Consider the following 24,345-nt stretch of genomic DNA (forward strand, 5'->3'; position numbering starts at 1 on the left):
TTACTCTCAATTATCCCTTCAATAGGATATAATGTCCAGTTACTGGGCACATCTGAACAGACATCCAGTGAATTACATCCATTGAGTGTCATCTTCATCATAGATTGTGTTATAGTCATCGGGAAGTGAACCAACTCTTGAAGGATAGCGCCTGCGGGTCCAATAACTGCGTGTTTCCTTCAAAAATGAAGGTGTGAAAGCTATGTCAACTTATCAAGTCATTCCCATGGTCTATAACTCCAAGGAACAGATTGATGCTATTTTTTTGCTCGAACAACAATGTAAACAACTGGATTCCGTCCATCTAAAGGCAGACCTTGACCATATCAGCAAAAAAGACGGAGACCATGCGCTCCTCTGTTATCGCCACGGTGATCTGGTAGGACTCCTCAGTTGGTATCCATCCGATGGCGTAACCGGGAATATTAATGCCATCGTACACCCAGATTTTCGTCGCCAAGGTGTGTTCAGCAGCCTACTGAAAAGGGCCATCCTGGATATGAAACCACAGGGAATCAACCAACTCAGTTATCGCGTTCCTCAGGGCTTATCTCCGGGCCTTCTTACTGCCCAATCCCTCGGAGCCATTTATGATCGTGCGGAGTACTCGATGCAACTTGTGAATGAGGTGCTTTCGGTTGTGGAGCCACCTGAACTAACGTTGTCCGTGGCAGAAGCCGAGGATATGGAGTTTATGGTCACTTGCTCCTCCCAAGCCTTTGGAGATTCGGAGGACTGGACACGCGAGTACTTTATGCAAACAAATGAACCCAGCCGAGTCACCTATATTGCATGGCAGGACCAACAGCCTGTTGGGCTGATACGGGTTAACTCCATTAATGCAACTACCGCATTTATTCATAACTTCTGTATCTTACCTGCTTATCAGGGACGGAAAATAGGACGCACCGTGCTTCATATTCTGGTGAATCTCCTAAGGAAGCAACATTACACAGATATCCGTCTATCCGTTGTTACCGAGAACAAACGCGCTTTGAATCTGTACCGCAGTGTTGGTTTTGAAGTGAATTCAGAGTATCACTATTTCAGCGGTAGTTTATAAAAGGCAGTGGAAAGAGATCGTTTCCCTCAAAGGGAGACGGTCTTTCTCTTTATATATTGGAGAATTGGAAAATCAATTTATAGCCATCAAACGTATGCCCGTACATTTCCCGATAGTTACCTTCGGTATACTTATTCACTGTTTTCCGCCAGAAAGATTGGCCAATCTTATTTTTCTCCGATGGATTGGTGAACAACTCCCAGTTTCCTTTAAACATTCCGAAGATCGTGGATGCCGCGTGTTCAGCAACGCCTACACCTCGAAACGGCTGCATCAGAAAGAAGTCATGTACAAAGAAATTGGTGCCTTGTGAACAATGTGGCGGAGTAGCTATGAACGCAAAACCTGCCGGTATGCCATCCACAATCATGAGGAACGGATAAAGACACTCCGGTTTTTCCCACCATATGTTCTGGACGTTATACTGATCCTGCAAAGTTATATAATCAGGACTTGGCTCATAAATGCCATGTTCGTTCGGGGTATGCTCTCCACCCAGACCATAATGTCCGGATAGATCATGAAGGTATAGCGGGTACATATTTTTAATCACATACGCCTCGTCTTTATTCGTTAATTTCACTTCTATATTCATATTATTCATATTCACCAACCTTACCAGATGATTTAAGGAGTTACTTCATGAACTCTCACCGCATAACCTTGTACCGTCAAATGAATTGTACGCGTAATTAACAACCTCGAATATGTAAAAAAGCTTTAATAACCATTCTTTACTCTTACAGGAAAAAGCCACATTCGATTGCTCGAACATGGCTTCTATAGTTTCATCCCTTTTTGCGATACACAATTTTCTTGATGCTATCGATGGATAAACAGTACTGGTCCGCAAGCTGATCAATGGTTGTTCCCGCAGCAAAAAGCTGGCGGATCTCGTCGTTCCGCTCCCGGACAATCCTTCTGCCGCCCGAGTTCTCGCCCCATTTCTTATAGGCATCCTTGGGCCTCGGAATATAGATCAGGCCTCCGGGGATATGACGCTGTATTTCTTCAAGCAATTCTTTCGGGAAGATTGTATCCGCATTAATATATTTCACGTTGCTCCACTCCTTAAAAGTTAAAATCTTTAAGGCAGCAGAGTCGTACAATGAACACATTGGATATGCACTACAATGATATGGCGGAAAAGAATTTCAAGCTCTATGCAAACAACCGCCGTTGTTCATCACATGGACTCTGCATAGAGCGGGTCGTTAAATTTATTATGAATCGAATCATGGTAGCCCCCCATTCAGTTAATCTTATTCGTGCTGAAGAACTTTTAACTATCCATTCCATAATAAGGTTTACTTTCCCAAATGGCAAAATCTACACGTCAAATCTGTAATATACCCCTGTTAATTCTTCTGACACGCTCCATAGCTTGTTTGAAATGTTAGCGTCATATAATTTTTCGATGATCTTAGTGCTCTTGGGATAGCCCTTAGTGCCGCCCATACCGCCAGGAGCTATATACTCTCCTCCCATAATCGTCGGATCTGTTGCAGCGTACAAGGTGGGTAATGCCCCCATGTGTGCAGGTTGACTAATGATTTTCAGAAGACTCCGCATGAATATATTCGCCTGTTTCCCCGAACCGAAGGAGAACAGATTGGTATTCGAAATTCCTGGATGAGCGGCGATACTCATAGAATCCATATGGGCGGAATTAAACTTATTCTGCAGTTCTCTTGCAAACATCAGATTAGCTAGCTTGCTTTGACTGTAGAACTTCATGGGATTATATCCTTTGGAGCCATCTAAATTATTAAAATCAATTGCACCATTACCAGCTGCCAAACTGCTTAGAGTAACCACTCTCGATTGCGGAGTAGAAATTAATCGAGGCAATAGCAGGCCCGTAAGTGCAAAATGCCCTAGATGATTGCTACCAAACTGCAACTCAAAGCCATCCTTCGTTAACTGGAACGGAGGGTTCATAATTCCTGCATTATTAACTAGAATGGACAAAGAATCATATTGCTCAAGAAAAGCGGCTGCGAACTTACGGATACTAGCTAAATCGCTGAGGTCGAGCTGCATAACGATTACCTCTCCAGCTACATGCACAGATTTTATTTTATTAGCTGCCTTTTCACCTTTTTCCAGATTACGAACTGCAAGGATAACTTTTGCGCCTTTTCCAGCTAACGCTAATGCCGTCTCATACCCTAATCCGCCGTTCGAACCTGTCACAATCACTACTTTATCGGATACAGTCGGGATGATGTCTTTAGTCCAAACTTCGCTCATTTGTCTACACACCTTTCTTATCTCTTCCTTGATACCCTAATATCCAGCGTTTGAAAGCTCTTATCCCCCACCATACTGACTTAAACTCCGTTCCAGCATTCCTCTAACCTGCTGTTGCAGTTCGAGCGGAGACACCACCTTCACTTCCGGCCCATAGGAGAGTAACTTTCGCGCTGTAAAAGAGAACTCCTCAGGCGGAACAAGTCCGCGCCACTCATGGCCTTCAACCGACTTGAACAACACATCTGACGCAGCAATCCTTGCTCCAAATTCCGTGAATTGCAGCACCACTTCTACGCTTGCTCTGTCTTCTTTGGCATCTAGCCACGCCTTCAGGCTCGGAACAGATGCATCCACTGATTCCATAACCGTCAACTGCTGCATGCGATCCACCCGATACAATAATACGCGGTCCTTATTACGGGCTGGCATGTACCAATGTCCCTGCTCATAGTAGATGCCATAGGGGAAGACCTTGACTTGTTTACGCCCACTGCGGGCATGATACATAAATTGGATTTCTCTCTTTTCTACCGCTGCACCCAATATCGCTGTTGTTAAAGGCTCGGCATGCCCACCGGGGTGCTGGACAAAGGTGATATGCTCTCTCATTCGCATAATTAGATCCTGTACATCCTCAGGCAAAGTAGAGAAATACTGCTCAGCCAGATGCTCACGCATCGATCCATACGGAAAATCCGGGACTTGCTGTAGATATTCCAGCATCATAAACAGCCCTAATGCCTCCTGCTGCGTGAATTGAAGAGGTGGCAAAATTCGATTGGGCAACACCCGGTATCCACCGTTCACGCCAACTTCTGTGTACAAAGGAAAGCCCAGCGCCTGCAATGCATCCAGATCCCGCTGGATCGTACGAACCGAGACGTCAAAACGTTCTGCCAGTTCCCGAGCAGTGAACTTCTGTCTGGAATCCATCAGACGCATGATAGCCAGTTTCCGATGATTCATGAATTCAACATCCTAACTACGTCAACTTTTGTCATAGTTAAAGTGTATCATACATTGTAGAAGGGAGCGATGAACATGTCTGATAACAAAACAATTTTGTACATTGCTATGAGTTTGGATGGATATATCGCAAGACTGGATGGTTCAGTCGATTGGTTATTTGATGTGGAAGGTAATGGTGGAGACAACGGGTATGCTGCCTTTTATAAAACGATCGGTAGCGTTGTTATGGGACGTTATACGTATGAAGAGGTGCTCACACTTTCCGAAGATTTCCCCTATGCGGATCGGCCAACATATGTGCTTTCTCGCTCGGAACAGCCGCCCTCTCCACATGTACAGTTTACAACCGAGACAGTAGATACGCTCATTCCCCGGTTAAAGCAAACTTCTGATGGAGACGTGTGGGTTGTGGGTGGCGGAATACTGGTTCAAGCTGTGTTAGCAAAAAAATTGCTGGATGAGATTGAAGTCGCCATCATTCCCAAAATTCTTGGTGAAGGCATTCCCTTATTCCCGACAGGCACTGTGCCAAGCCAATTCAAAATGATCCGAACCCAGACGCTGGGACAGATCATTTCAATTCGTTATGAGGTACAGAACAGCGGCACAACGGACACACCCTCGAATGTCTAGATAAGTAGAAAAGGAAAAAGACCATTCTTATGATGAAGGGACCTCATAAAGTTAGACACCATCTAACTATTGGGGTACATTTCATGAAAGAGTGGTCTTTCCATTACTATATTTCAAGTTATCCTATCATTCCTCGTACATATTCCGCTAACACCTCTGCCGTCCTACGGTGAGATAACTCGCCTGGATGGGTGCGTGCCCCTACCGTCTCTTCGGTTGTATCAGGAAGCTGGATAATCATAACCTTACGATCTCCTGTCCCCTTTGTATACGCATCAATCGCACGGTAGATGGCGGGCATCATGGGAAAACCAAGCATGCCATAAGCCCATACGAGATGTGCCGCCGGATTGTTTTTCCGAAGTTTGGACAGGAACTGTTCCACCGCTTTCTCAAAAGCAGCCAGATCCTCTTCATGATACGTACCGTCTTCGTTCAAACGTTGCTTGTACACCTTGCCCGTGTCGGGGTCTTTCCACTCAGGTGACTGAAATGCACCCCCATCATTGCTGCCCAGGTTCACGACTACCACATCCGGCTGCCAGGAACCAAAATCATGCTGATCTCCTGCGCCTAGCGCATCGTTACGTTCACCAGTAAGCAAGCCACAGACCTGTTCGTAATACTCGGGGATGTTCCCTTTTGGATTGTTATCCCAACTTGTCAGCACACCCCAGCCACTTTGCGAGATGACCCGATACTCCGCATTCAGCGCTTCTGCTGTCATAAACGTATAATTATGTATGGCGCTGAGCCACATCGGAATCCAATCTTCCTCCGCTTTTGCTCCAATCGCACCTTCGCCAGATGTAATACTGTCACCAATGAACTCGATCTTGTACGGTTTTTCCTGCACAGGCAGGAACGCTCCATCGGATTTCACCGCATGAATCTGCAAGGCACAACCCGGGTCACCACTCATCGCTTGAACATCCTTTACGATCCGTACATTCTTCACCAGATCTGCGTTCATGCCCCGGAATACACAGACCCAGTACCTTCCCACCGTTAACATCTGTCTGCTCACCGGAACACCGTTGATCAGAATGCTGATCCATGACTCATACATGTCATACTGTGACTCTACTTCAACCCATAGTTCGGAGCCCTGTACATTGAGTTCGACTGCACTCCCCGTCCAAAATAACGTCAACGGCGATCGCTCTTGAGTCGTTCTACCATGCACTTTAAGATTTCCGATCTTAGGCAGAGCATATACCTTTAAATTCTCATTAGATATCACGGTGCAAACCTCCTACGTTTGGCTCAAATTATAAGCTGGCTCTCTACATGTCTCGGATGTACGCTTAGCTGATATTATGCAACTTTTGAAGCGCTTCCTTTTTGTTTTTCAAAAAGAAAACATGCTTGCCATTGTTGCACTCATAGATGAAATCTCTCAAGCTCTTGCTGTTATGTTCTTCGAAATCTCCCACAATAGCAAGCTTAACATGATAGTTCACGTACTTCTGCAAAATCTCGCCTGCAAGTTTGGTTCTCAGTTCGAAGAACTCTTCCGTGATGTTCGATTTGTCGATAATGAGTTTATCAGCATCATCGGTATACCTTACCGAAGCCATCAAATCCAGTGCATCTTGAGCATTGTTGATGACGATGCCATCACTTTCAATAATGGCGACCTTGGAATTGCCTTGTTGATCAATAGTTATGTTCATTTCACTTTCTCCTTTGGACATCGTCTTAGGGAATTCGGCTTTTGGATATGAGATACCATATCTCAGTTATTCATCTTTTCAATCGTCTCCATATAGAACACATGCAGCACACTCCGGCTTACCACATCATCATCCACGATCATGATAGAAAGTGTCATCGACATCGGCCCCCTTGATCAGATTCATTTTGGGAATAGCTATAACAAATGTTGTCCCTGTCTCTCCCGAAGACGCCGACTCTACCTTAATTTGTCCCGCCAACGACTGGACGATATCACGCACATGGGACAGGCCAATGCCCGTCGCGGCAATGCCAACTTCATTGAACTTGGTTGTGTAGCCCGGTTCGAAGATGACATCCCGTTTGGCTTCAGGTACACCTTTTCCAGAATCCATCACGACGAATTGTACTTTTTCTTCCTGCTCATACACACGAATTCGGACCGCCCCGTCATGCTCAATCGCTTCTACCGCATTGGCAATCAGGTTATTCATTACCGTGAGAAGAGGAATGTAATACGGAGACTCACAATCATACTGTTGCTCAATATCGATCTCGACCTGCTTATGCAGCATTTCGCTATATTTTCGATTTGCTTTGCTGGCAAAGTTCAGTACTTCAGACAGGCTCATGTTAACCGCTTTTTCGTTATCATACAGCTTCAGCAGACCCGCGAGAATACGTTGTGAATCCTTCTTCACTTCATGAATCTGTTGAGCGATGCCCAGGGTACGCTGACTGTATTGATTCATGTCCTGCTCCCGGAGATCGCGATATAGATCATAGCTGTCTGCCGTAATGCCTTCGATCGTATTCATCGCTTTCTTCAGGTAAAAGACCTCGCTATACAGACCCGAGTTCACACTCAGCATCTGCTCCATCCGCTTCTCCTGCTCTGCATGTAAAAGCCGCATCTGCCTCACCGCAATGCTGTTATATAGCCCAATCACAAAGTAACTTCGCAGACCACCTACCACAAGCAGATACAACCATTCCTTCATATAAAAGATATTGGTCCCGCTTAACATTCCGCGAAAAAGAAGCTCAACAAGATTAGAGGAGAAATCGATACATGTGATTAACCCGCCGAGCAGAAGAGGCTGCATCTCATGGAATCGATGCTTGAACTTGCTAAGTCCATAGGCAAAGACCACATAATACACACCTGCCCCCAGATTGTCCCTCATGCTTTCCAGTATGGAGACGGTCTGCACATGATTGATGAGATCTGCTGACTGAAATAGCAAATTCGCGATACCTGTCAGGATCCCTGTCTTCACATAAGACAAGTGTGGCATGATCATCAGCAGAAATAAAAGGATGCTAACCCCCAGCCCGATTCGGAAGTAATCTTCCCGGAACGGATTTATCTTGAATTGCGCCCCTACCGCTGTGGCAAAGGCAATGGCCGTCATCTGTACATTTTCATTTTTGACCCAATTGCGCATCGATCTCTTCACCCACTATAACAACGTTTAGCGCCTACTGCCGGAGCCCGCGCTTCTAATGTTAAACATACTAACATATGAAAGATGCATTAGAAATAATTAAAAATAGGGACTGGATGCGCAAGCAAAACAAAAGGCCGGAAGTCTTCACTTCTGCGGCCTTTTCCTTATATCTTATCCGGAATATCAAATGATACCATCGTGCCCTCACCCGGCTCACTTACGATCGACAATCCCCGACCATACCGTTGCAGCAATCTGCGGTTTGTATTCACAATGCCTATTCCGCCTTTTCCACCTGGCGTAGCATGTAGCAGTTCTGCAACCTTCTCCGGTTCCATACCTTTGCCATTATCCTTCACCTCAATACGGGTATAACCCTCATGACGAGTGATGGATAGGCATAACGTACCGCCTACATTGCGGCTTAATAGACCGTGTCTGACGGCATTTTCAATCAAAGGCTGAATTGATAACGGCGGGAGAAGCAACGGAAGGTCCGGCTCTACGTTTAATACCACCGACAATCGATCTTCGAATCGTGTTTTTTCAATATAAAGATAGGCTTCAACGAGTTCCAGCTCATATGATAATTTCACCAGTTCCCCTGTGTTGAGATAGTTGAAGCTGATCCGTAAATAAGATGAAAAAGCTTCACCAAGCTTCCGCATATGCTCTGTATCAATATCACTTAAGACCATAAGTGAATTCAGCGTATTGAACAGGAAGTGAGGCTGAATCTGAGCCTGCAAATAAGCGGCCTCCATGCGCAGGCGCTCTTGGATAGACTGATTTAACAAGGTCAATGCACGTATCCGATATTTCAGTTCTACCGCATCTACAGGCTTCGTGACATAATCATTTGCCCCCGATGCAAACCCCGTGTAGATATCTGGCGGCTGACTTCGTGCCGTCAACAGCAGCACAGGAAGCTCAGACATCGAGAACTGTTCCCTCACCTTCTGGGTTAACTCATAGCCAGACATATTGGGCATCATCACATCTGTAATGAGCAGATCCCACTGACGTGTGCCGAGCAACTCCATCGCTTCCTGACCCGAACCTGCTGTAGTTATATCATATGGTTCCGTCGAAAGAATGCTGACCAACACATCCAGATTCACCGGATCATCATCCACAGCCAGAATGGTAGCTCTCCCCTCTTTTAACAACGGAGCCATCTCTGCCGTCGCCAAGGCTTCCGCGTCCCCCATACCTTGGCGGGGTAACAGGAATCCGCCAGGTGCATCTTCCATCATCTCGGCGGCCTGTTCCCATATCAGGGGAAGTTGTGACTGAGCCTGATTGGCGGCTTCATCCGCGAGTGGCAGATCGAAGCTGAATACCGAGCCCGTTCCGAGTTCCGAGCGAACCGTAAGTGCCCCGCCGTGCAGTTCTACGAGCTCTTTGCAGATGTTCAGTCCAAGCCCGATGCCTTGTCCGTCACTGATTCCATACGACCCTTGTTCATATGGAAGGAAAATACGCATCCGTGTATCCTCATCCATGCCAATGCCTGTATCCGTCACATGAATCAGAGCATGTCCTTCACAAATTTCGGCACTTACGGTTATCGTTCCTTCCTCTGTATGTTTAAGCGCGTTATGCAGCAGATTATACAAAATCTGAACGAGCCTTTCTTCATCAGCCATGACCAGTGGGAACGATTCCGGAATCTCCATATGAAGGTGGACTGGTTTCCGTTCTGCCATGAATTGCAGCATGGCGATAATGCCAGGCACAACCGACTGTATGGAAAGAGGACTCTGACGCAACACAATGCGGTGCTCCTTCAGTCGGACTACATCCAGTAGATCACCAAGGAGATGCGACATCCGTCGACCGATCGTAACCAGCAACTCCATATCCTCCAGGCTCCGTTCATCCAACCGGTTTTTCTCTCGGGTGACCACGTTGTGAGCGATGTTAATGATCCCGTGCAGTGGGGTCCGCAGTTCATGTGATGTATTCGCCAAGAATTGATCTTTAATTTTGTCACCCTTCTGCAGTTCTGTATTCAGCTTCATATTCTCTTTGGCATTCCTGAAGTATTTCTTGAACCAATAGGCGGAGAAGCCGGTAATGGCAAAGATGATGTCAATAGGGTAATAGACTGTTGTCACATCTCTGGCTGTCTCGGCCACACTCCATAACAGGTTGGATGTAATGCCTCCTGCAGTAAGCAGCAGAAAAACAATATCCCGGTCTGCCTGTTTCCTGAAGATCATCGTTCCCACGATATATAGAAACCAGATCAGGGATACAAGAAAGAAAAGGTTAATGAAGTTGTAATGGATCATGGTATATGTAATATGAATGGGCACAACCACAATCACGGCCGTATAGATCAAGGTCATGACAACATGCCACTGTAGCCATGCCTTTCGTAGATGAACCATCGTTAATCTCTGGAATAACAGCAGGATACAAGCATTTTGCAGCAATAATGAGATCAATCGAATTTTAATGCCCCAGGTATAATTGATCGGAAGCCATAACATCAAAATATTATCATGACCCATCGTAACCGTGATGCCAACAGTTAAAGTTAATACGGCTCCAACCAGCAAGGATCGTTCCTGCCGATTAAATGCGTAAAGAATACAGGCATACATGCCGTGAAGGAGCAAAATCAGAAAGATGACCAGCTGAAAACCAATGGAGTACCACCGCGAGTAATCAACAGCTGCCTGTGAGCCAAAGCGAACAGGTTTGCTAATTCCACCCATATATGGGCTGTCGTAATTGGCTACGCGAATCAGTAGTTCAATGGAGGTTGTTCCTTCCTGATCGTAGGTCACTGTATATGAAGTACTCCCGGGTATATATGTAATGCTATCCGAGGAGACCTCACCTGTGCCCCCGTTGGCGTCTCCGTTCAACTCAATCTCGGATGAACTTCGAATCCCCTTGAACCAGAAGGTAACGGGCGTCTGAAGTGGGTCTGTCAAAATACGCAATCGATACGTTCCATAACCGTACGAACTCTCATGTTCCTGATTCTGTGCACTCCCCCAGTCTCCTGGGACCTGAACACTCTTCGCACCGCCATCCCTCTTGGAAATATTTTGCAGGGTCAGTAATTCGTCCGGGTAAAGTTCCCATTCCCCGTTCAAGTACATAACAGGGGACTGATCCAGATCCACATCTCTCAGATCAAGCACCCCGTTAACGGCGCGATGTTCATCTACTGTGTTGAATAACTCTGACCATACCGAGCGCATGCCAAGTAACACTCCAAAAATGATTAGCATGATGATCAAATATTTGTAACGGTCCATACGTTTTGTTTGAAGTAATTTCATTAATTATTTTTTCATGACTTTGGTTAAACCGAGCTTCCAGTCCTGATACCATTCGGTAATGTCCTCACTGATCGGTATCTCCAAATCTTGCTCCATTCTGGTGGTTAAGAGACGATACTGCTCCTCTACACCGAGATCGTTGTGCATTTCATCATATAACTTCATTAGCATATAATAACTTTCTTCTTCATCCGGAAGCATATGCTGGATACGTTGTGTACTCTCGATCACTTTTTCCACCAGCCCATGCTGCTGGTAATACAAACTTAGTTGTCTCATATGATACAGCCACAGATAGCGTAATCTTTCCCGCTCAGGTTCAGCCCACATGTATTCATAATTGCCAAGATAGGTACCCTTATATAGATGAAGCGCTTGCTCATAGGCATGAACGGTACTTGCGTCTACAACTTTCCATTGCCTGATTTCCCGTTCCCACTGCTCACTATCCAACTGAGCCTCACCCAATTCGAGTCGATAGCCTGCCTCCAGGTGTCCACTCTGAATCTTGATCATATCCATATTGCAAGTTTTCAGGGTTTGGCGGACATGATAAATCGCAGTGTAGAGTTGGTGTGCCGTCTTTTCCTCTTCCATTCCCGGCCACAGAAGCTCCAGCAGAACACTTCGATGGACGACCTGGTTCCGGTGGTGAAGCAAGTATGCAAACAGCTCCTGCGCCTTGCTTGTACGCCATTTAGCAACCTGGATATCCTTTCCTGGAAGCTTAAACTGAATCTGATTAAAACAGCAAATTAAAGGTACGTTTGTATCCTTTGAATGCTGCTCCCGTTTTACGCTCAGTTTCTCTCTTACGCGGCTTACCGTCTGCTTCAATCGATCCTTTTGGATGGGCTTCATCACATAATCCAAAGCCTGTAATTCGAAAGCATGCACCGCATATTGATCGTAACTGGTCACAAATATAATTTCGGTGCCCGGTGTTGCCGTCTGAATCTGTCTTCCCAGATCCATACCATCCATCTCCGGCATATGAATATCCAGAAATACAACATCAGGACGGTGCTCCACAATACCCGCCACAGCCTCTGTTGGATTCATATATGTAGCAATAATTTCAATGCCGCTTACTTCTTTTTCTAGTGATTTTTGAAGGCCTATCAACGCTAGACGTTCGTCGTCAACCAATATCACTTTCACAGGAGCTTCCTCCTCGACCCTGAGGCCTTGAGATGTATTTTTTCACTATTATATCATAGGCATTTTAAGTATTTAGCGTTCTTAGTTATCCATTTTTAATTTTTAGCAATTTAATTGTATAATACTAAATAGAAGACAGGTTATCAGATCCGGTCTTGGAAGAGAGGAAGGTACCATATGTCAGATGTTAATCAAAGCTTTGCGCAAGCCCTTGTCAAATCATTAGTAGGGGAACGTGGCCACATCCGCATCGCCCGTGCTCTACCCGACATCGATGTCACACTTGCTGCTCGTACGCACGATGCCATGCCATATACGATCTATCAGTTGGTGAAGCACATGCATTATTGGCAGCAATTTATGCTCGACCACTTGGAAGGACGCAAGCCACAGCTCCCTGCTAACGTGAGTGAGAGCTGGCCTGAGGAGAAGGGCCCACAGGATGAAGCCACGTGGAAGGCAGATATTCAGGCATTCTTGGATGGGGTTGATCAAGCCGTAGCCATTGCAGAAACTGCACAATTGGATGATCCACTGCTCTATTTCCCGGGTGAAACTAAAGCAGGACTTCTGCGCAATATCGCCTCCCATAACTCGTACCATCTGGGTGAGATTGTTCTGCTGCGTCGCTTCTACGGCGCATGGCCGCCTCCAGGTGGCGGATATCCGGCGTAAACCATCTCCACAACAGATCTATTGAACGAATATACAGACACATCTAAGCTGTGAAAGGACGATTGTTCCTTTTACAGCTTCTTGTGGTTATAGGCAAGTACCATCCATTGAAGTGCCAATTATAATGCTCATGTCCTGCTCCAGGCTCATATATTACTTCAAAGTACGTATATGACTTTGAGGTGCGTACTTCTCATCCTTCTTTTTCTGACCCACAATATGAACAGAAGAAGAGAGGAGCATGTCCATTGAAACCCGAACAATCCGTTACCCGTTACACCGCACTTGTCATTGGTGCTGGAGGCGTCATTGGAAGAAACCTTATGGATTATCTGATGACACTTCCCCAGTGGAATGTCATTGGTGTATCTCGCCGCGGAGGGGAAGATGCCCCTAGGTTGCGTTATATATCAGCTGATTTACTGAACGAAGCAGACACACAAGACAAACTGAGCCATTTAACGACCGTTACGCATATTTTCTACGCCGCGTATCAGGATCGTCCAACCTGGGCCGAATTGGTACAGCCCAACTTGGCCATGCTCGTCAATGTGGTGAATACGATTGAACCGATTGCTCCAAATCTCCAACATATTAGCCTAATGCAAGGTTATAAAGTGTACGGTGCACATCTCGGGCCATTCAAAACACCTGCCAAAGAAACGGACGCATATCATATGCCCCCCGAATTCAATGTCGATCAGCAACGGTTTCTCGAAGATCGGCAACCCGGAAGCAGCTGGACCTGGTCAGCCCTGCGCCCTTCGGTGGTATGTGGCTTCGCTCTGGGTAATCCAATGAACCTTGCCATGGTTATTGGCGTATATGCGGCTATCTCCAAGGAGCTTGGCTTACCACTTCGATTCCCTGGGAAACCAGGAGCGTATCATTCGCTGCTTGAAATGACTGATGCCACATTGCTGGCTCATGCAACCGTATGGGCAGCAACCGAACCTCGCTGTGCCAATCAGGCATTTAATATCACCAATGGCGATCTGTTTCGCTGGAATGAGCTCTGGCCCAAAATTGCTGCATTTTTCAAATTGGAAACCGCACCGCCACTCACCCTCTCACTTGCAACTGTGATGGCAGATAAAGAAGATCTTTGGGATTCCATGATTGAAAAGTATGGTTTGGTAAACACCCCTTATGATGATGTCTCTTCCTGGGCATTTGGTGACTTTGTCTTCTCGTGGGATTACGATTTCTTCGCAGATGGTTCCAAAGCTCGCCGCTTCGGATTTCATGATTTTATTGACACTGAGGCTATGTTTATGGATATTTTCAGAAATCTACGTGATCGCAAGATCCTTCCGTAACTTAGATAAATGCAGAATAAGCCGATTCCTGAATTCCAGAATCGGCTTATATAAGTCACTCAACGTCAGTAGTCGTTGGCGGCTTAAACAGAATTTTTCCTCGATCACCATAAACATTCTCCACGTGTATATCGCCCCATCTACACATTAGATGAAGAATCTCTTTAAGACTCCACCCATACGCTGTTAACTCATACTCCACTTTAGGCGGAACCTGGTGATGGGAAATTCGGACAATAACCCCCGCCTCCGTTAGTTCACCAAGTTGCTGCGTCAGCACTTTCTGGGTGATCGCAGGGATCAGTTTCATCAGCTCACCATTACGTTTCTTGCCAAAGGTAAGATGGAATAGAATAACAGGCTTCCACTTTCCCCCGATTACCTCAAGAAAAGCTTCAACTGCGGTGTTATATACTTTGAGCGGTTCCTCCATATCACCTTCGGTCTCCCTTCGAGTCTATTGCTCAATCTTCCCGATTCATCTTCTCAAAAATATGGACTAGTTGCGCTCGATCCTCTTCGTTTAATTTCTGGAATAAATTCTTACGCAGCTTCTGGCCCTCCAATATTGCTCTTCCGAGGACTTCGGTCCCTTTATCCGTAATGTTCAAATAAATAATGCGGCGGTCCGCTTCATCTACCATTCTGACGACTAGTTCCTTGGCTACCATCTTGTCCGATAAATAACTGAGTGTAGGCGGCGTGAACCCTAACATTTTTGCAATATCCGAAGGTCGGCTTTTTCCATTTTGATGGAGATGGCTGAGTACAAGCACATGAGAGACACCGAGGTCCTCATTGAATGATTTGTTCCATTGTATGATCAATTTATTAGTGAAATTATCCATGTTGTGTATAAGCTCAAAAATGTTCTGTTCTTCCATTAGATCCTCCTCGAAAAAATAAACAACAGCCCTCATTTAACTTAAGGGCTGTCATCATTTTACACGCTATTGGGCTGAGTAGCCACCATCGATCACCAGTTCAGATCCGGTAATGTACGAAGAATCATCCGACGCCAGGAACAACGCGGCTTTGGCAATATCAATAGCCTGGCCCAGACGCTGCAAAGGCGTTGCCTGAATTAACCGTTCAAGCAGTTCCTTTGAGGTGTTCAAGGATTGGGTCATTGGTGTTTCGATGATCCCAGGAAAAAGAGCATTCACACGAATACCTTGACGTCCGAAGGTGGTCGCAGCAGCTTTGGATAATGCACGTACCGCGCCTTTGGACGCCGAGTAATGGTTAAAGCCTTGTCCAATCAAAGCGGTATATGATGAGATATTGACGATAGAACCTTTTTTCTGGGCTGCCATATAAGGAGTGACATGTTTCATGCCAGCGAATGGGCCGTAACCGTTAATGGAAAGCATTTTCCCCCAATCCTGTGCATTGATTTCCTCAAATGGCTTCTCGGAAGAAATGCCCGCATTATTGACCAGAATATCAATTTTCCCAAATCGTTCATTCACTACTTTCGCCAGTGCCTGCCAATCTTCATCCGAAGATACATTCAACTTCATTCCGTACACATTCTCTTTTTGGCTTACTCTCTCCAGTGCTTCCTCATTAATGTCTGCAGCAATGACGATGGCGCCTTCCTGTGCAAAAAGATCTACCATGCCCTCTCCGATTCCCGAGGCTCCGCCAGTAATAATAGCTACTTTATTATCTAATTTTCCCATGTGAATTGCTCCTAACGTATTTTATTTATTTGTAAGTAACAAGGGCTACTTTGTTTTTCTTTCTTAACATGATGCGTAGCCCTTTCTTGAAGAAACCAAGGTATTTAGATATATAATATTTAGATGACTAAATATTATATATCTAAATACTAGCAAAGTAACTGCCTTAATGCAACGAGTACAGCTCTATATACTTATTTTGGATATCTTGGCGAAGCTAACGCAGTTAGTAAAAGCTCGGTTTGGGTGACATTTCCGACTTATCGCGCATAACTAGGCAACAAAAAGACTGCATCCGTCATGACGGATGCAGTCTTTTCAACGTTTTGTATAAAAAGAAGCCCATACCTTTACTTACAATGCACCTTTAAGGTTTGCAGGTTGATTTTCCTCATTTACCAGACCTTGAATAAAGATTTCAAAATTGGGTGCAAGCCACGTAATCTTGTAGCTTTCTTTTTTATCCACATGAACAACCTCGGGCTCACCAGCATTGCCGGATTCACGATAATCCAGCATCACCACCTCCGAATCGGAAGGGCACTCACAGATGACAACACCGATTTCGGGGTAACCCCCCTGCTCGATAATAAACCGGCTGCCAGTTTCACCACCTAACGAATGTGCTTTCTCACGTCCAATTCCCAGTATCCCCTTGACCTCAACGCGGACTTTCTTGGCAGCCTCTGCTTGGCTAACCGGAAAATGCCTATAGTGGGGGACACCGCCATTATGTAATTTCATCATGTTAATATAGGATGTTGGCAGCTTAAACACCAACTGCTCCTCCACTGACTCGACCTGTTCATCGGTAGGCGGGGCCAACACATATTGATCCACGGCTTCAGCACTGTCATTCCAAAAACCTGTTGGTTCCAGATGGCTAACACTAACAGGTACGGTTGAGATCTCAGTAATAGATGGGAAGGTATCCACCGATTCGTCTACGGATTCCTCTGAGGGTTCCTCCTCCATTTTACTTCGAATCCATTCCAGAAACTCCAGCGTATCTTCATCCTCAGGGTCCAATTCATCCGCTCTTTCGAACGCTTGTAGCGCATGCGCATATTGCTCGAGATAATAATAAGCCAGTCCAATCCGATAATGCCAGAGTGGGTCACCTGTGCCCTCTTTAGCAACCGTCAGGAATTGTTCAACCGCTTCTTCATACCGTTCCAGGTTATTCAGCGCTCGGCCCAGATGGTTAACCAGCTCATAATCCCTTTCTTCCACAGGAATCGCTTGAATTGCATCCACAATTTCCTGAAACTCATCTTCTTCATGCCACTCTTGCAATTGAACCAACAGATCGTCTCTCATTCTCTTTTCCTCCCCGTTCATTCACTCATGATTACGTATTGAAAATTATACCACTATCCGGATCACCATCTCCAGCAAAGCAAGATCCTTAGTGATATCATGAATTGATATCTTTTCATTTCCGATGACAAAGCTAAAAGAGGTAACCTGAACCCTGTTAAGAAAACCAGGCAGGTTACCTCTTTTATTCCTTCCACGATATTGCATTCTTAATTCAATTCAGTAACTCCACACAATCGTAAACCCATCCTGCACTTAACCAGTTCCCCAAATCACTGGAACCACTGATCGGCGTAATCTTGATAGTATTGGAACCATTCACGAAGTAAGATGCCGGGACATTCCAGCTGAACGTTGTGTTGTTGCCACGATAGGTACCAATCGTGAAGCTACGAGAATTGGGCTGTGAAGATGCAGCAGGATTGGTTAAAGCATGTCCATTAACCGTTACGCTAGGTCTGCCATTATTGTAAGCTGCGGTAATACCGATGTTGAGCGTATGAGAAGATGCCGCTTGAGATGCATTCAAATTAAACGTTATTGTGGTTGGAGAATTCTGACCACGGAACTGGATTGCCGGGAATCGATTGGTCGCGCTACCGGTGGCATAGGTGACAGGTCCCCAGCTTGGGTTGCGACTATCGGACGGGTGACGGATCGGAATGGTCTGTCCATTCAGGAACTCCCGTGGTGTACCATCCCAGTTGCCGATTCGCCAGATGTTGGAGGCTTGACTCGGATCATTGTTGATCGTACGTGTATTCAGAGTCGTCGTTTGGCCTGCCGTGACATTAACCGTTTCCGTATATACCGCCAGTTCTCCCTTATAGGCTGTCATGGTGTATGTCCCTGGGATCATGCTATATTTGGCGGCTGCCCCACTTGAAGAGGTACCCACCCAATACTGAGCATTACTATTGGCGAACCCAATTGTATATGCATAACCCGTATCCATTCCGGAGAGACCATTAAGCACTACGTTCCCTCGACTGGAAACCCAACCCTGCAAGTTCAGACCAGACATCCAGCTGAAGTCGGGTACACTTGGGGTACCACCTGTGGTGAAGATCAAAGCGTACGGCCCATGCAGACCCAGGCGCCAATTTTCCGTCTGTGCATGTCCCGAGTTCATATAATTATAGACTTCCGTCTCTGTTCCACTTTGGAACTGAATGTCACGGAAGAATGGGCCGCCAGAGCTTTTTTCCCGATTGCCGTAGGCCATAAATACACCGACGCCATTCCCCGTCACCCCACGAACAGATAAGTCTTTGGCCTGATCATTACCATAATATTTGGAGGCCGACTGTCCATTTGCAAACCCGAACACATCCTGACTTTCAATTGCTCCAGTGTTACCCCGGTTATTAGAATTCGCCGGAACACCTGTCAACACACTACCATTACCACGGAAAATGTACCGTAACTCTCCAATCGAAGGTTGAGCCGTGATATGCGTTGCCATGTATATGATGTTCTCGCCACCACGCGAAGCATAATAGTGAGTTAATGTGCTTGTAGATACCGTAATTAACACGGTCGATCCAGAAGGAGAGGTATTCCAAGTCACATTGGCGGATGAACCCAAACCTGACCCGATGTGCGACCCTCTGTTGCTGTTCAGCTCCGTACCGTTCATTTTGGCCGATATAATATCGCCATTGGTTTTATTCACCACATAGACTAATCCTGATCCGGTGTTTACTTCGATTCTTGTGCCGTTATCGGTCACATTTATGGTTGCCGCGTGTCCGGTAGATGCAGGGTATACAGCAGCTGTTGCAATCATGACGACAATTAAAAACAAACCAAGCGCCTTTCTCACTATACTTTTGGTCATGAGTAAATCCCTCCTTGGAAATCATTGAATAAAGCGCTTACATTACAATGTATAATAACTGACACTTCCGTCTCATATCTCTATGTCTGCTATGTGAGCCTGTCCATGATCAATGGAATGTTATGTCTACGTGCGTATAGAATAGAGTCATCACTTCATGTAAACCTGATCTCGCCACCCCCTTTTTTAAATCACTCTTCTACATAAAAGTATTCTTACAATTCCAATAAAATAATACCATTATATTACATATGTTCGCAATGAAAACGGCCCGTATATCTGATAGCAAATTCTAAAAACAAAAAAACGCAGCTTCAAAAAGCTGCGCCCGCAAATATCAAACTAGAGACGTATCATCTCTTCCGAATAGGTATCCATATCTCACTTCTATATTGCTCTACAGTAACATCCTTGTGCTCATTCCATAGCATTTCCGGACCCTCACTCAGCTCATAGTCCGATGAAGGAAACCATTCCGCGTAGATCCGGCCCCACACCTCCTGAAGCGTACCAGGAAACGGACCGACGACAGCAAATACAGCCCATGTCGAAGCAGGAACCTCCAGGTGTTCCAGTCCTTCAGGCGTCTCTTTTGTCGTAGCTGCACCAATGTAATGATCCAGTTCTCCCTGTTCCGCCATACGTCCCTCACTGAAATGGGATGAAGCACTGATTAAGCCCATAGGTTGGACGTTCGATGCCCCCTTAATCCTATCGATCAATTCCGGTGTAAGACTCTGGTACATCGCAGCGATCTCCGGATTAACCCCGTTGAATACGATTGGCACCCTTTTACGAATACCCACGATTCGAAACGCCTCTTTATCTTCAATGCGGTAGTTCATTTCGCTTCCTCCTTGAATGGTCAGTTGAAATGTCATTCGTGGGAAGGCTTTAAGGGATGGACCATGGTTTCGTGCTTCGGAGGGCGTAGTGCCATGCATGCTTTGAAAAGCACGCGAGAAAGAATCCGGCGATGTATACCCGTATTTTAGTGCAATATCAATGATTTTGCTGTCACTGTGGCTTAACTCCATAGCTGCAAGTGTCAACCGGCGACGTCGAATATATTCCGAGAGCGTTACACCACTAAGAAAAGAGAACATGCGTGTAAAATGATATTCCGAGCAGCAGGCAATCCGGGAAATCTCCTTCATGTCCATGACATCCATCAGATGCTCCTCAATATAATTCAAGGCTTCATTTAACCGCCTCAGCGTATCCATATCATCCCTCCCACGTTAATTTAAGCTTAGCAAAGTCATTCTCTTTGCATCCGACATTACCTGCACCATTCTGTAGGCTCTTTGCATCTAAACAGAAAAAAAGAGCAGCATCAGCTGCTCTTTTCCAACCTTGATACTCACATAACGCCAGTATTTAAGTCAAACAGGTCAAACCAGATACTCCGCCATAATTTGCTCGATATCGTACGGTGTAACGCCTTGATCCACCGAATAGATTGTATCCGCCTGATCTATTGTATCCACCAGTTCTCCTCTAGCTTTGGCATGGAGCATGAACAAGTCATGCAGATCGGGTTTGCGTAAAGTCGTTAGTGCTTTACCCATCAGCACGATACCTTTCTGATTCCCCTCTACGTTATTGTGGTAGTCCGGATATCTGGTCAGTGCCAGGTCTGTCCAGATGACGGTGCGTTCGACCAGATCCATAATGACAGGGATCGCAATCTGCGTATCCGCTGTAATATCGATTTTGTTCGCTACGGTAGACGGTTCGAAAATCTCGCCAGACCCCGGCTTCTTCCTCATCATCCAGCCCACAAAACATTCGGGCAGATCACAATACGGATGACTTGTAAACGAAAGCAGTGTCGCCACCACATATCGTCCACCAAAAGCCACGATGGATGGAATATGCAGATCAATAAACTCACTTGCTCCGTTAGGTGCAGTCACGATATCTCCGCTATGGACAGCCTTATAGTTAGAGGATCGCAGATTCGTATAGGAAATATGCTCCACATAGTTCCAGTCCTTATCATACATCACCGCAGACAAGTCAATGTCCACGCGCCCTGTAGACTTTCCATCCACGTCCCCCTCTTTCCACCAGTTGAAGAAACGAATGGTATCACCCTCTGCCATCGGCACACGGCTTCCACGAACGATGGTATGCAGAGCCTTGCTCGCTGATCTCTGGGAAAAGGGTACCAGATAATCATGAAGCTGTGGATCGACATAGGTCTTCCCAAGCGGGGAAAGGTTTGCGAATCGCTCTACCAGCGCCTGCTCGCATAATTGCACGACATCTTGACACGTGCCTTCATCGATCTCTGGCAGCTCATTCGGAACAGCAAAAGCTTTGGCTACATTGCCTTTCGGGAAGAAGACACGCAGATCCTGCCGTTCATTACGCTGCGCAAAATGCTGTCTCACCTGCAATAACACTGGGGTAGAGACTTGCTCCAATACCTCACCAAAGGCCAGCAGGACATACGCTTCATCTTCGGTCATACGCAACATGTGATCCAGTCTTCTCGCGAATTCACCTGGACGCTGTGACAACAGATCGATCAGACTCCAGACATTCCGATATTGGAAGGCAAGCTCCACACTTCCGTTGAAGGTCGAATACGGTTTATTATTACGCAAAATATCAAAAGCCTCTTCGCATCGTGGATACCGAAGCTTATATTCCGAAGGATGCAGAATTTCGCCGAGACGAATCCAGCGATCTTTATAACGCAGCATATCCTCCGTGATGGAGCCACATTGCTCCAATAATCCGAGCAAAAGGCGTCTCTCACGGCGTTTAAATTTTCGGAAGGGAGAAGCCGCAGCGAGGCTGACATCACCATTCGACCAGGCAACAGCCAGACGCAGGACATCACTTGCCGTTTTGAAATACGGACCGATTCGGTCGATGTTCGCCTTTTCATGCTTCAACAGCGAGGCAACCACAAAGCCTACATTTTCTTTGAACGGAATCTCAGCGGGTAATAGCGCATCCACGTCTTCCGGGTCTGCGTGCTCCAATACCGTGTCGATATCCGCCTTGTCTGTTTCAGAGATGGAACCTTTTGCTTCAATGATCTGACGGATTAGCGCCTGGAATGCTTGTTTGTTTCCCAAACCAATGACTTTCAAGTCCGTCTTCTCCAGCAAAGGCATTCGCTCCACAGATGGTTGATCCGAATAGACCACAGTCAGGTTGGTCAGATAATGAATAATTGCATTAAGGTATAACTCCGCTTCATCCGCTTGCATCACCTGCATTGGGAATCCTGCATACATCGGTGTGTACTTCACATGTGCGCCGACCATGACTCTCAGATCCGCCACAAGTTGATGATATACTGCTTCAAACTGTTCCATGGACAGCTGTCTCATCGCCTGCATTAGCTCATCCGAGAAGGTGTATCCGAGTGCTTCAATATTTTTGAGGGCAGTCGCCAGGTGTGTCTTCGGCAACTGTTGTTTCCCTTCGTTTGATTCAATAATGAGTTTGTTCGCTCTGCGCAAATAAATCGTATTGTCCATGATAAAAGAGTCCAGGAAAGCCACATCCCTATATAACGTGAAAGGTTAGGGTTAGAAGGAAGGAATATGATAGCCTGGACGCCTCCTCTCTGATAATGAAATCTTCAGGAGAGCTGCGACCCTATGATCTCCAATGATGTAGAAGGAAGGATCGCAATAGCCTGAAGGCCAGCGATTCGAAGTTCGTCACCCGAACCTCTGGTGAACCCATCATCTCAGATTCCACGATATGCCAACAGGGCGAAAGTATTACGACACCCCATTGAAATTCTTTTTTATATCCACCAAAAGATATATGTGGTTTATGATCTTTCCCAAATCCAGGGGGAGTGCTCAAAATTGTGTCGAATATAACGAAGAAGAACCCTAGAGAATGATGCAGAAACGAGGTTAGGACGATGGAACTTCAAAAATTATATTCTGATTATATACGGCTCAAATTCAATTGTGGAGTTAAGCCTGCGCCTTCGTGCACAGATTATATGGAGTATGGTTTGTATGAGGATAATAGTGCCGAACTGTTTATGGTATCCCACCCAGATGAGACATTTACAAGCTGGATGTCGAGACTGCGTCCGAAAGATCCCTATTATGGATCAAGGCCAGACTGGAAGCCGACTCTCTCAGAACCATTTGAACAGCTCGATGTTTATGACGAAATGATTATGTATTATCTGTTATTTACCATCAACACCACGCTGTCGATCAACACGTATAACACCTACAGTGCCATGAATGAATTTATGAAAGGCTATAGCTTCTTCCAATTGTCTCAGCTAAGCGAAATTCCCCAATTCAGCGAGGAACAAAAGCATCTGTTACGTGACTTTTTCTTCTTTTTTTACCTCTATGCACACCCGGTTAATGAAGATACATTATATGCCTGCTCATTCAGCGAACAACACCTTGTACATACGAAGACCGACATTTCATTGGAGGATTATTTTTCGGCATACCATGATCACTACACCTTACTTCGAAATGAATACAGGGAACAAATCGTAATCACTGCTGAAGAGATCCAAGCCTGCAAACGCCTGACGCTGGAACTGCTATATACCATTGAAGGCCGATCTCCCAAGTTAAACATGCCTTCAGAGGAAGGTTTGGAACCAATCATCATGTTAATCAACAACGTGAGTCAGATGTTACAGTTGTATACAGAGGAACCGGAGGCATTATTCCAGATCATGCGGGATTTCCTTATTCAAGCTGAAGGTCACTCCAGTACATACGCTAACCACTGTTTCAAGACACTGCTTCAGAACTATGCTTCATATATCCTGTTTTTCCGATTTGATGAGGTTCAATTGCTGGTAGATGCTTTCAGGCATACCCCGGCTTGGTGCGAAATAATTGTTAGTAAACTGTTCAACGACTCCATCTTCCTTGAAAAGATCATGAGACTACAGCAGGTCAATCTTGACGCTTATCCAGACGTCACTATGTTCTTTAATGAAGAGGCACGAAAGATGATTTTGTAGCAACGAT

General features: G+C 45.7%; 21 protein-coding genes. 5 read left to right on the forward strand and 16 right to left on the reverse strand.

Annotation, left to right across the window (positions count from 1 at the left end):
* Nucleotides 1-202: 202 nt before the first annotated feature.
* A complete protein-coding gene (locus MHB85_RS30505; RefSeq protein WP_105600535.1) occupies nt 203-1,063 on the forward strand; it encodes a GNAT family N-acetyltransferase in 861 nt (286 codons plus the stop codon).
* A gap of 49 nt (nt 1,064-1,112) precedes the next feature.
* Here the strand turns inward: MHB85_RS30505 and MHB85_RS30510 are convergent, their stop codons facing one another.
* The 4 genes from MHB85_RS30510 to MHB85_RS30525 all read right to left on the reverse strand — a co-directional run bounded on the left by MHB85_RS30510 (nt 1,113) and on the right by MHB85_RS30525 (nt 4,285).
* Nucleotides 1,113-1,658 (reverse strand): hypothetical protein, encoded by a 546-nt coding sequence (locus tag MHB85_RS30510; protein ID WP_105600686.1) that lies wholly within the window; start codon nt 1,656-1,658, stop codon nt 1,113-1,115.
* Between the two features lie 193 nt (nt 1,659-1,851).
* Entirely contained in the window at nt 1,852-2,121 is a 270-nt protein-coding gene (locus MHB85_RS30515) for a CD3324 family protein (protein ID WP_091012335.1), read from the reverse strand.
* A gap of 271 nt (nt 2,122-2,392) precedes the next feature.
* Nucleotides 2,393-3,316: an oxidoreductase gene (locus tag MHB85_RS30520; RefSeq protein ID WP_105600537.1), complete on the reverse strand. Its 924-nt coding sequence runs from the start codon at nt 3,314-3,316 to the stop codon at nt 2,393-2,395.
* 60 nt (nt 3,317-3,376) lie between these two features.
* Nucleotides 3,377-4,285, reverse strand: a complete 909-nt coding sequence (locus MHB85_RS30525) for a helix-turn-helix transcriptional regulator (protein WP_105600539.1) — start codon at nt 4,283-4,285, stop codon at nt 3,377-3,379.
* A 69-nt stretch (nt 4,286-4,354) separates the two neighbouring features.
* On the opposite strand from MHB85_RS30525, the gene MHB85_RS30530 reads away from it, so the two are divergent.
* Nucleotides 4,355-4,921 carry a dihydrofolate reductase family protein gene (locus MHB85_RS30530; RefSeq protein ID WP_105600540.1) on the forward strand — a complete coding sequence of 189 codons (567 nt, stop codon included), beginning with the start codon at nt 4,355-4,357 and terminating at the stop codon, nt 4,919-4,921.
* Nucleotides 4,922-5,039: 118 nt separating this feature from the next.
* Here the strand turns inward: MHB85_RS30530 and MHB85_RS30535 are convergent, their stop codons facing one another.
* From MHB85_RS30535 to MHB85_RS30555, 5 genes are all read right to left on the reverse strand, one after another.
* Nucleotides 5,040-6,164 carry an SGNH/GDSL hydrolase family protein gene (locus MHB85_RS30535; RefSeq protein WP_105600542.1) on the reverse strand — a complete coding sequence of 375 codons (1,125 nt, stop codon included), beginning with the start codon at nt 6,162-6,164 and terminating at the stop codon, nt 5,040-5,042.
* A gap of 64 nt (nt 6,165-6,228) precedes the next feature.
* Entirely contained in the window at nt 6,229-6,597 is a 369-nt protein-coding gene (locus MHB85_RS30540) for a DUF4180 domain-containing protein (protein WP_105600543.1), read from the reverse strand.
* A gap of 129 nt (nt 6,598-6,726) precedes the next feature.
* Nucleotides 6,727-8,058 (reverse strand): ATP-binding protein, encoded by a 1,332-nt coding sequence (locus tag MHB85_RS30545; protein ID WP_223199816.1) that lies wholly within the window; start codon nt 8,056-8,058, stop codon nt 6,727-6,729.
* A 155-nt stretch (nt 8,059-8,213) separates the two neighbouring features.
* The gene (locus MHB85_RS30550) at nt 8,214-11,351 is read right to left on the reverse strand and encodes a hybrid sensor histidine kinase/response regulator (RefSeq protein ID WP_105600546.1); all 3,138 of its coding nucleotides are present in this window, start codon (nt 11,349-11,351) and stop codon (nt 8,214-8,216) included.
* Nucleotides 11,352-11,354: 3 nt separating this feature from the next.
* On the reverse strand, nt 11,355-12,512 hold the full coding sequence (locus MHB85_RS30555; RefSeq protein WP_105600548.1) for a response regulator: 1,158 nt from the start codon (nt 12,510-12,512) through the stop codon (nt 11,355-11,357).
* A gap of 177 nt (nt 12,513-12,689) precedes the next feature.
* Here MHB85_RS30555 and MHB85_RS30560 point away from each other — a divergent pair, with 177 nt between their 5' ends.
* Both MHB85_RS30560 and MHB85_RS30565 read left to right on the forward strand, forming a co-directional pair.
* Nucleotides 12,690-13,187: a DinB family protein gene (locus MHB85_RS30560; RefSeq protein ID WP_091012319.1), complete on the forward strand. Its 498-nt coding sequence runs from the start codon at nt 12,690-12,692 to the stop codon at nt 13,185-13,187.
* A gap of 248 nt (nt 13,188-13,435) precedes the next feature.
* A complete protein-coding gene (locus tag MHB85_RS30565; RefSeq protein WP_105600550.1) occupies nt 13,436-14,506 on the forward strand; it encodes an SDR family oxidoreductase in 1,071 nt (356 codons plus the stop codon).
* Nucleotides 14,507-14,561: 55 nt separating this feature from the next.
* On the opposite strand, the gene MHB85_RS30570 is transcribed toward MHB85_RS30565, so the two are convergent.
* The 7 genes from MHB85_RS30570 to MHB85_RS30600 all read right to left on the reverse strand — a co-directional run bounded on the left by MHB85_RS30570 (nt 14,562) and on the right by MHB85_RS30600 (nt 22,854).
* A complete protein-coding gene (locus MHB85_RS30570) occupies nt 14,562-14,939 on the reverse strand; it encodes a winged helix-turn-helix transcriptional regulator (RefSeq protein ID WP_091012315.1) in 378 nt (125 codons plus the stop codon).
* A gap of 31 nt (nt 14,940-14,970) precedes the next feature.
* Nucleotides 14,971-15,390 carry a MarR family winged helix-turn-helix transcriptional regulator gene (locus MHB85_RS30575; protein WP_105600551.1) on the reverse strand — a complete coding sequence of 140 codons (420 nt, stop codon included), beginning with the start codon at nt 15,388-15,390 and terminating at the stop codon, nt 14,971-14,973.
* 66 nt (nt 15,391-15,456) lie between these two features.
* A complete protein-coding gene (locus tag MHB85_RS30580) occupies nt 15,457-16,191 on the reverse strand; it encodes an SDR family NAD(P)-dependent oxidoreductase (protein WP_105600553.1) in 735 nt (244 codons plus the stop codon).
* Between the two features lie 354 nt (nt 16,192-16,545).
* Nucleotides 16,546-17,511, reverse strand: a complete 966-nt coding sequence (locus MHB85_RS30585) for an SMI1/KNR4 family protein (protein ID WP_105600554.1) — start codon at nt 17,509-17,511, stop codon at nt 16,546-16,548.
* 214 nt (nt 17,512-17,725) lie between these two features.
* On the reverse strand, nt 17,726-19,351 hold the full coding sequence (locus MHB85_RS30590; protein WP_105600556.1) for a rhamnogalacturonan lyase B N-terminal domain-containing protein: 1,626 nt from the start codon (nt 19,349-19,351) through the stop codon (nt 17,726-17,728).
* Between the two features lie 353 nt (nt 19,352-19,704).
* Nucleotides 19,705-20,577 carry an AraC family transcriptional regulator gene (locus MHB85_RS30595; protein WP_105600557.1) on the reverse strand — a complete coding sequence of 291 codons (873 nt, stop codon included), beginning with the start codon at nt 20,575-20,577 and terminating at the stop codon, nt 19,705-19,707.
* Between the two features lie 168 nt (nt 20,578-20,745).
* Complete coding sequence (locus tag MHB85_RS30600; protein ID WP_181155519.1) at nt 20,746-22,854, reverse strand: TerD family protein; 2,109 nt, start codon at nt 22,852-22,854, stop codon at nt 20,746-20,748.
* Between the two features lie 398 nt (nt 22,855-23,252).
* Here MHB85_RS30600 and MHB85_RS30605 point away from each other — a divergent pair, with 398 nt between their 5' ends.
* Complete coding sequence (locus MHB85_RS30605) at nt 23,253-24,338, forward strand: hypothetical protein (protein WP_105600559.1); 1,086 nt, start codon at nt 23,253-23,255, stop codon at nt 24,336-24,338.
* The last annotated feature ends 7 nt before the right edge of the window (nt 24,339-24,345 follow it).

The organism is Paenibacillus sp. FSL K6-4396 (genome assembly GCF_038002525.1).
Taxonomy (GTDB): domain Bacteria; phylum Bacillota; class Bacilli; order Paenibacillales; family Paenibacillaceae; genus Paenibacillus; species Paenibacillus amylolyticus_B.

Bases quoted from the DNA above. Each gene is read 5' to 3' on its own strand.
- MHB85_RS30505 (WP_105600535.1), top strand. From the start codon at position 203: ATGTCAACTTATCAAGTCATTCCCATGGTCTATAACTCCAAGGAACAG.
- MHB85_RS30510 (WP_105600686.1), bottom strand. From the start codon at position 1,658: ATGAATATAGAAGTGAAATTAACGAATAAAGACGAGGCGTATGTGATT.
- MHB85_RS30520 (WP_105600537.1), bottom strand. From the start codon at position 3,316: ATGAGCGAAGTTTGGACTAAAGACATCATCCCGACTGTATCCGATAAA.
- MHB85_RS30525 (WP_105600539.1), bottom strand. From the start codon at position 4,285: ATGAATCATCGGAAACTGGCTATCATGCGTCTGATGGATTCCAGACAG.
- MHB85_RS30530 (WP_105600540.1), top strand. From the start codon at position 4,355: ATGAACATGTCTGATAACAAAACAATTTTGTACATTGCTATGAGTTTG.
- MHB85_RS30540 (WP_105600543.1), bottom strand. From the start codon at position 6,597: ATGAACATAACTATTGATCAACAAGGCAATTCCAAGGTCGCCATTATT.
- MHB85_RS30550 (WP_105600546.1), bottom strand. From the start codon at position 11,351: ATGAAATTACTTCAAACAAAACGTATGGACCGTTACAAATATTTGATC.
- MHB85_RS30560 (WP_091012319.1), top strand. From the start codon at position 12,690: ATGTCAGATGTTAATCAAAGCTTTGCGCAAGCCCTTGTCAAATCATTA.
- MHB85_RS30570 (WP_091012315.1), bottom strand. From the start codon at position 14,939: ATGGAGGAACCGCTCAAAGTATATAACACCGCAGTTGAAGCTTTTCTT.
- MHB85_RS30575 (WP_105600551.1), bottom strand. From the start codon at position 15,390: ATGGAAGAACAGAACATTTTTGAGCTTATACACAACATGGATAATTTC.
- MHB85_RS30580 (WP_105600553.1), bottom strand. From the start codon at position 16,191: ATGGGAAAATTAGATAATAAAGTAGCTATTATTACTGGCGGAGCCTCG.
- MHB85_RS30585 (WP_105600554.1), bottom strand. From the start codon at position 17,511: ATGAGAGACGATCTGTTGGTTCAATTGCAAGAGTGGCATGAAGAAGAT.
- MHB85_RS30590 (WP_105600556.1), bottom strand. From the start codon at position 19,351: ATGACCAAAAGTATAGTGAGAAAGGCGCTTGGTTTGTTTTTAATTGTC.
- MHB85_RS30595 (WP_105600557.1), bottom strand. From the start codon at position 20,577: ATGGATACGCTGAGGCGGTTAAATGAAGCCTTGAATTATATTGAGGAG.
- MHB85_RS30600 (WP_181155519.1), bottom strand. From the start codon at position 22,854: ATGGACAATACGATTTATTTGCGCAGAGCGAACAAACTCATTATTGAA.
- MHB85_RS30605 (WP_105600559.1), top strand. From the start codon at position 23,253: ATGGAACTTCAAAAATTATATTCTGATTATATACGGCTCAAATTCAAT.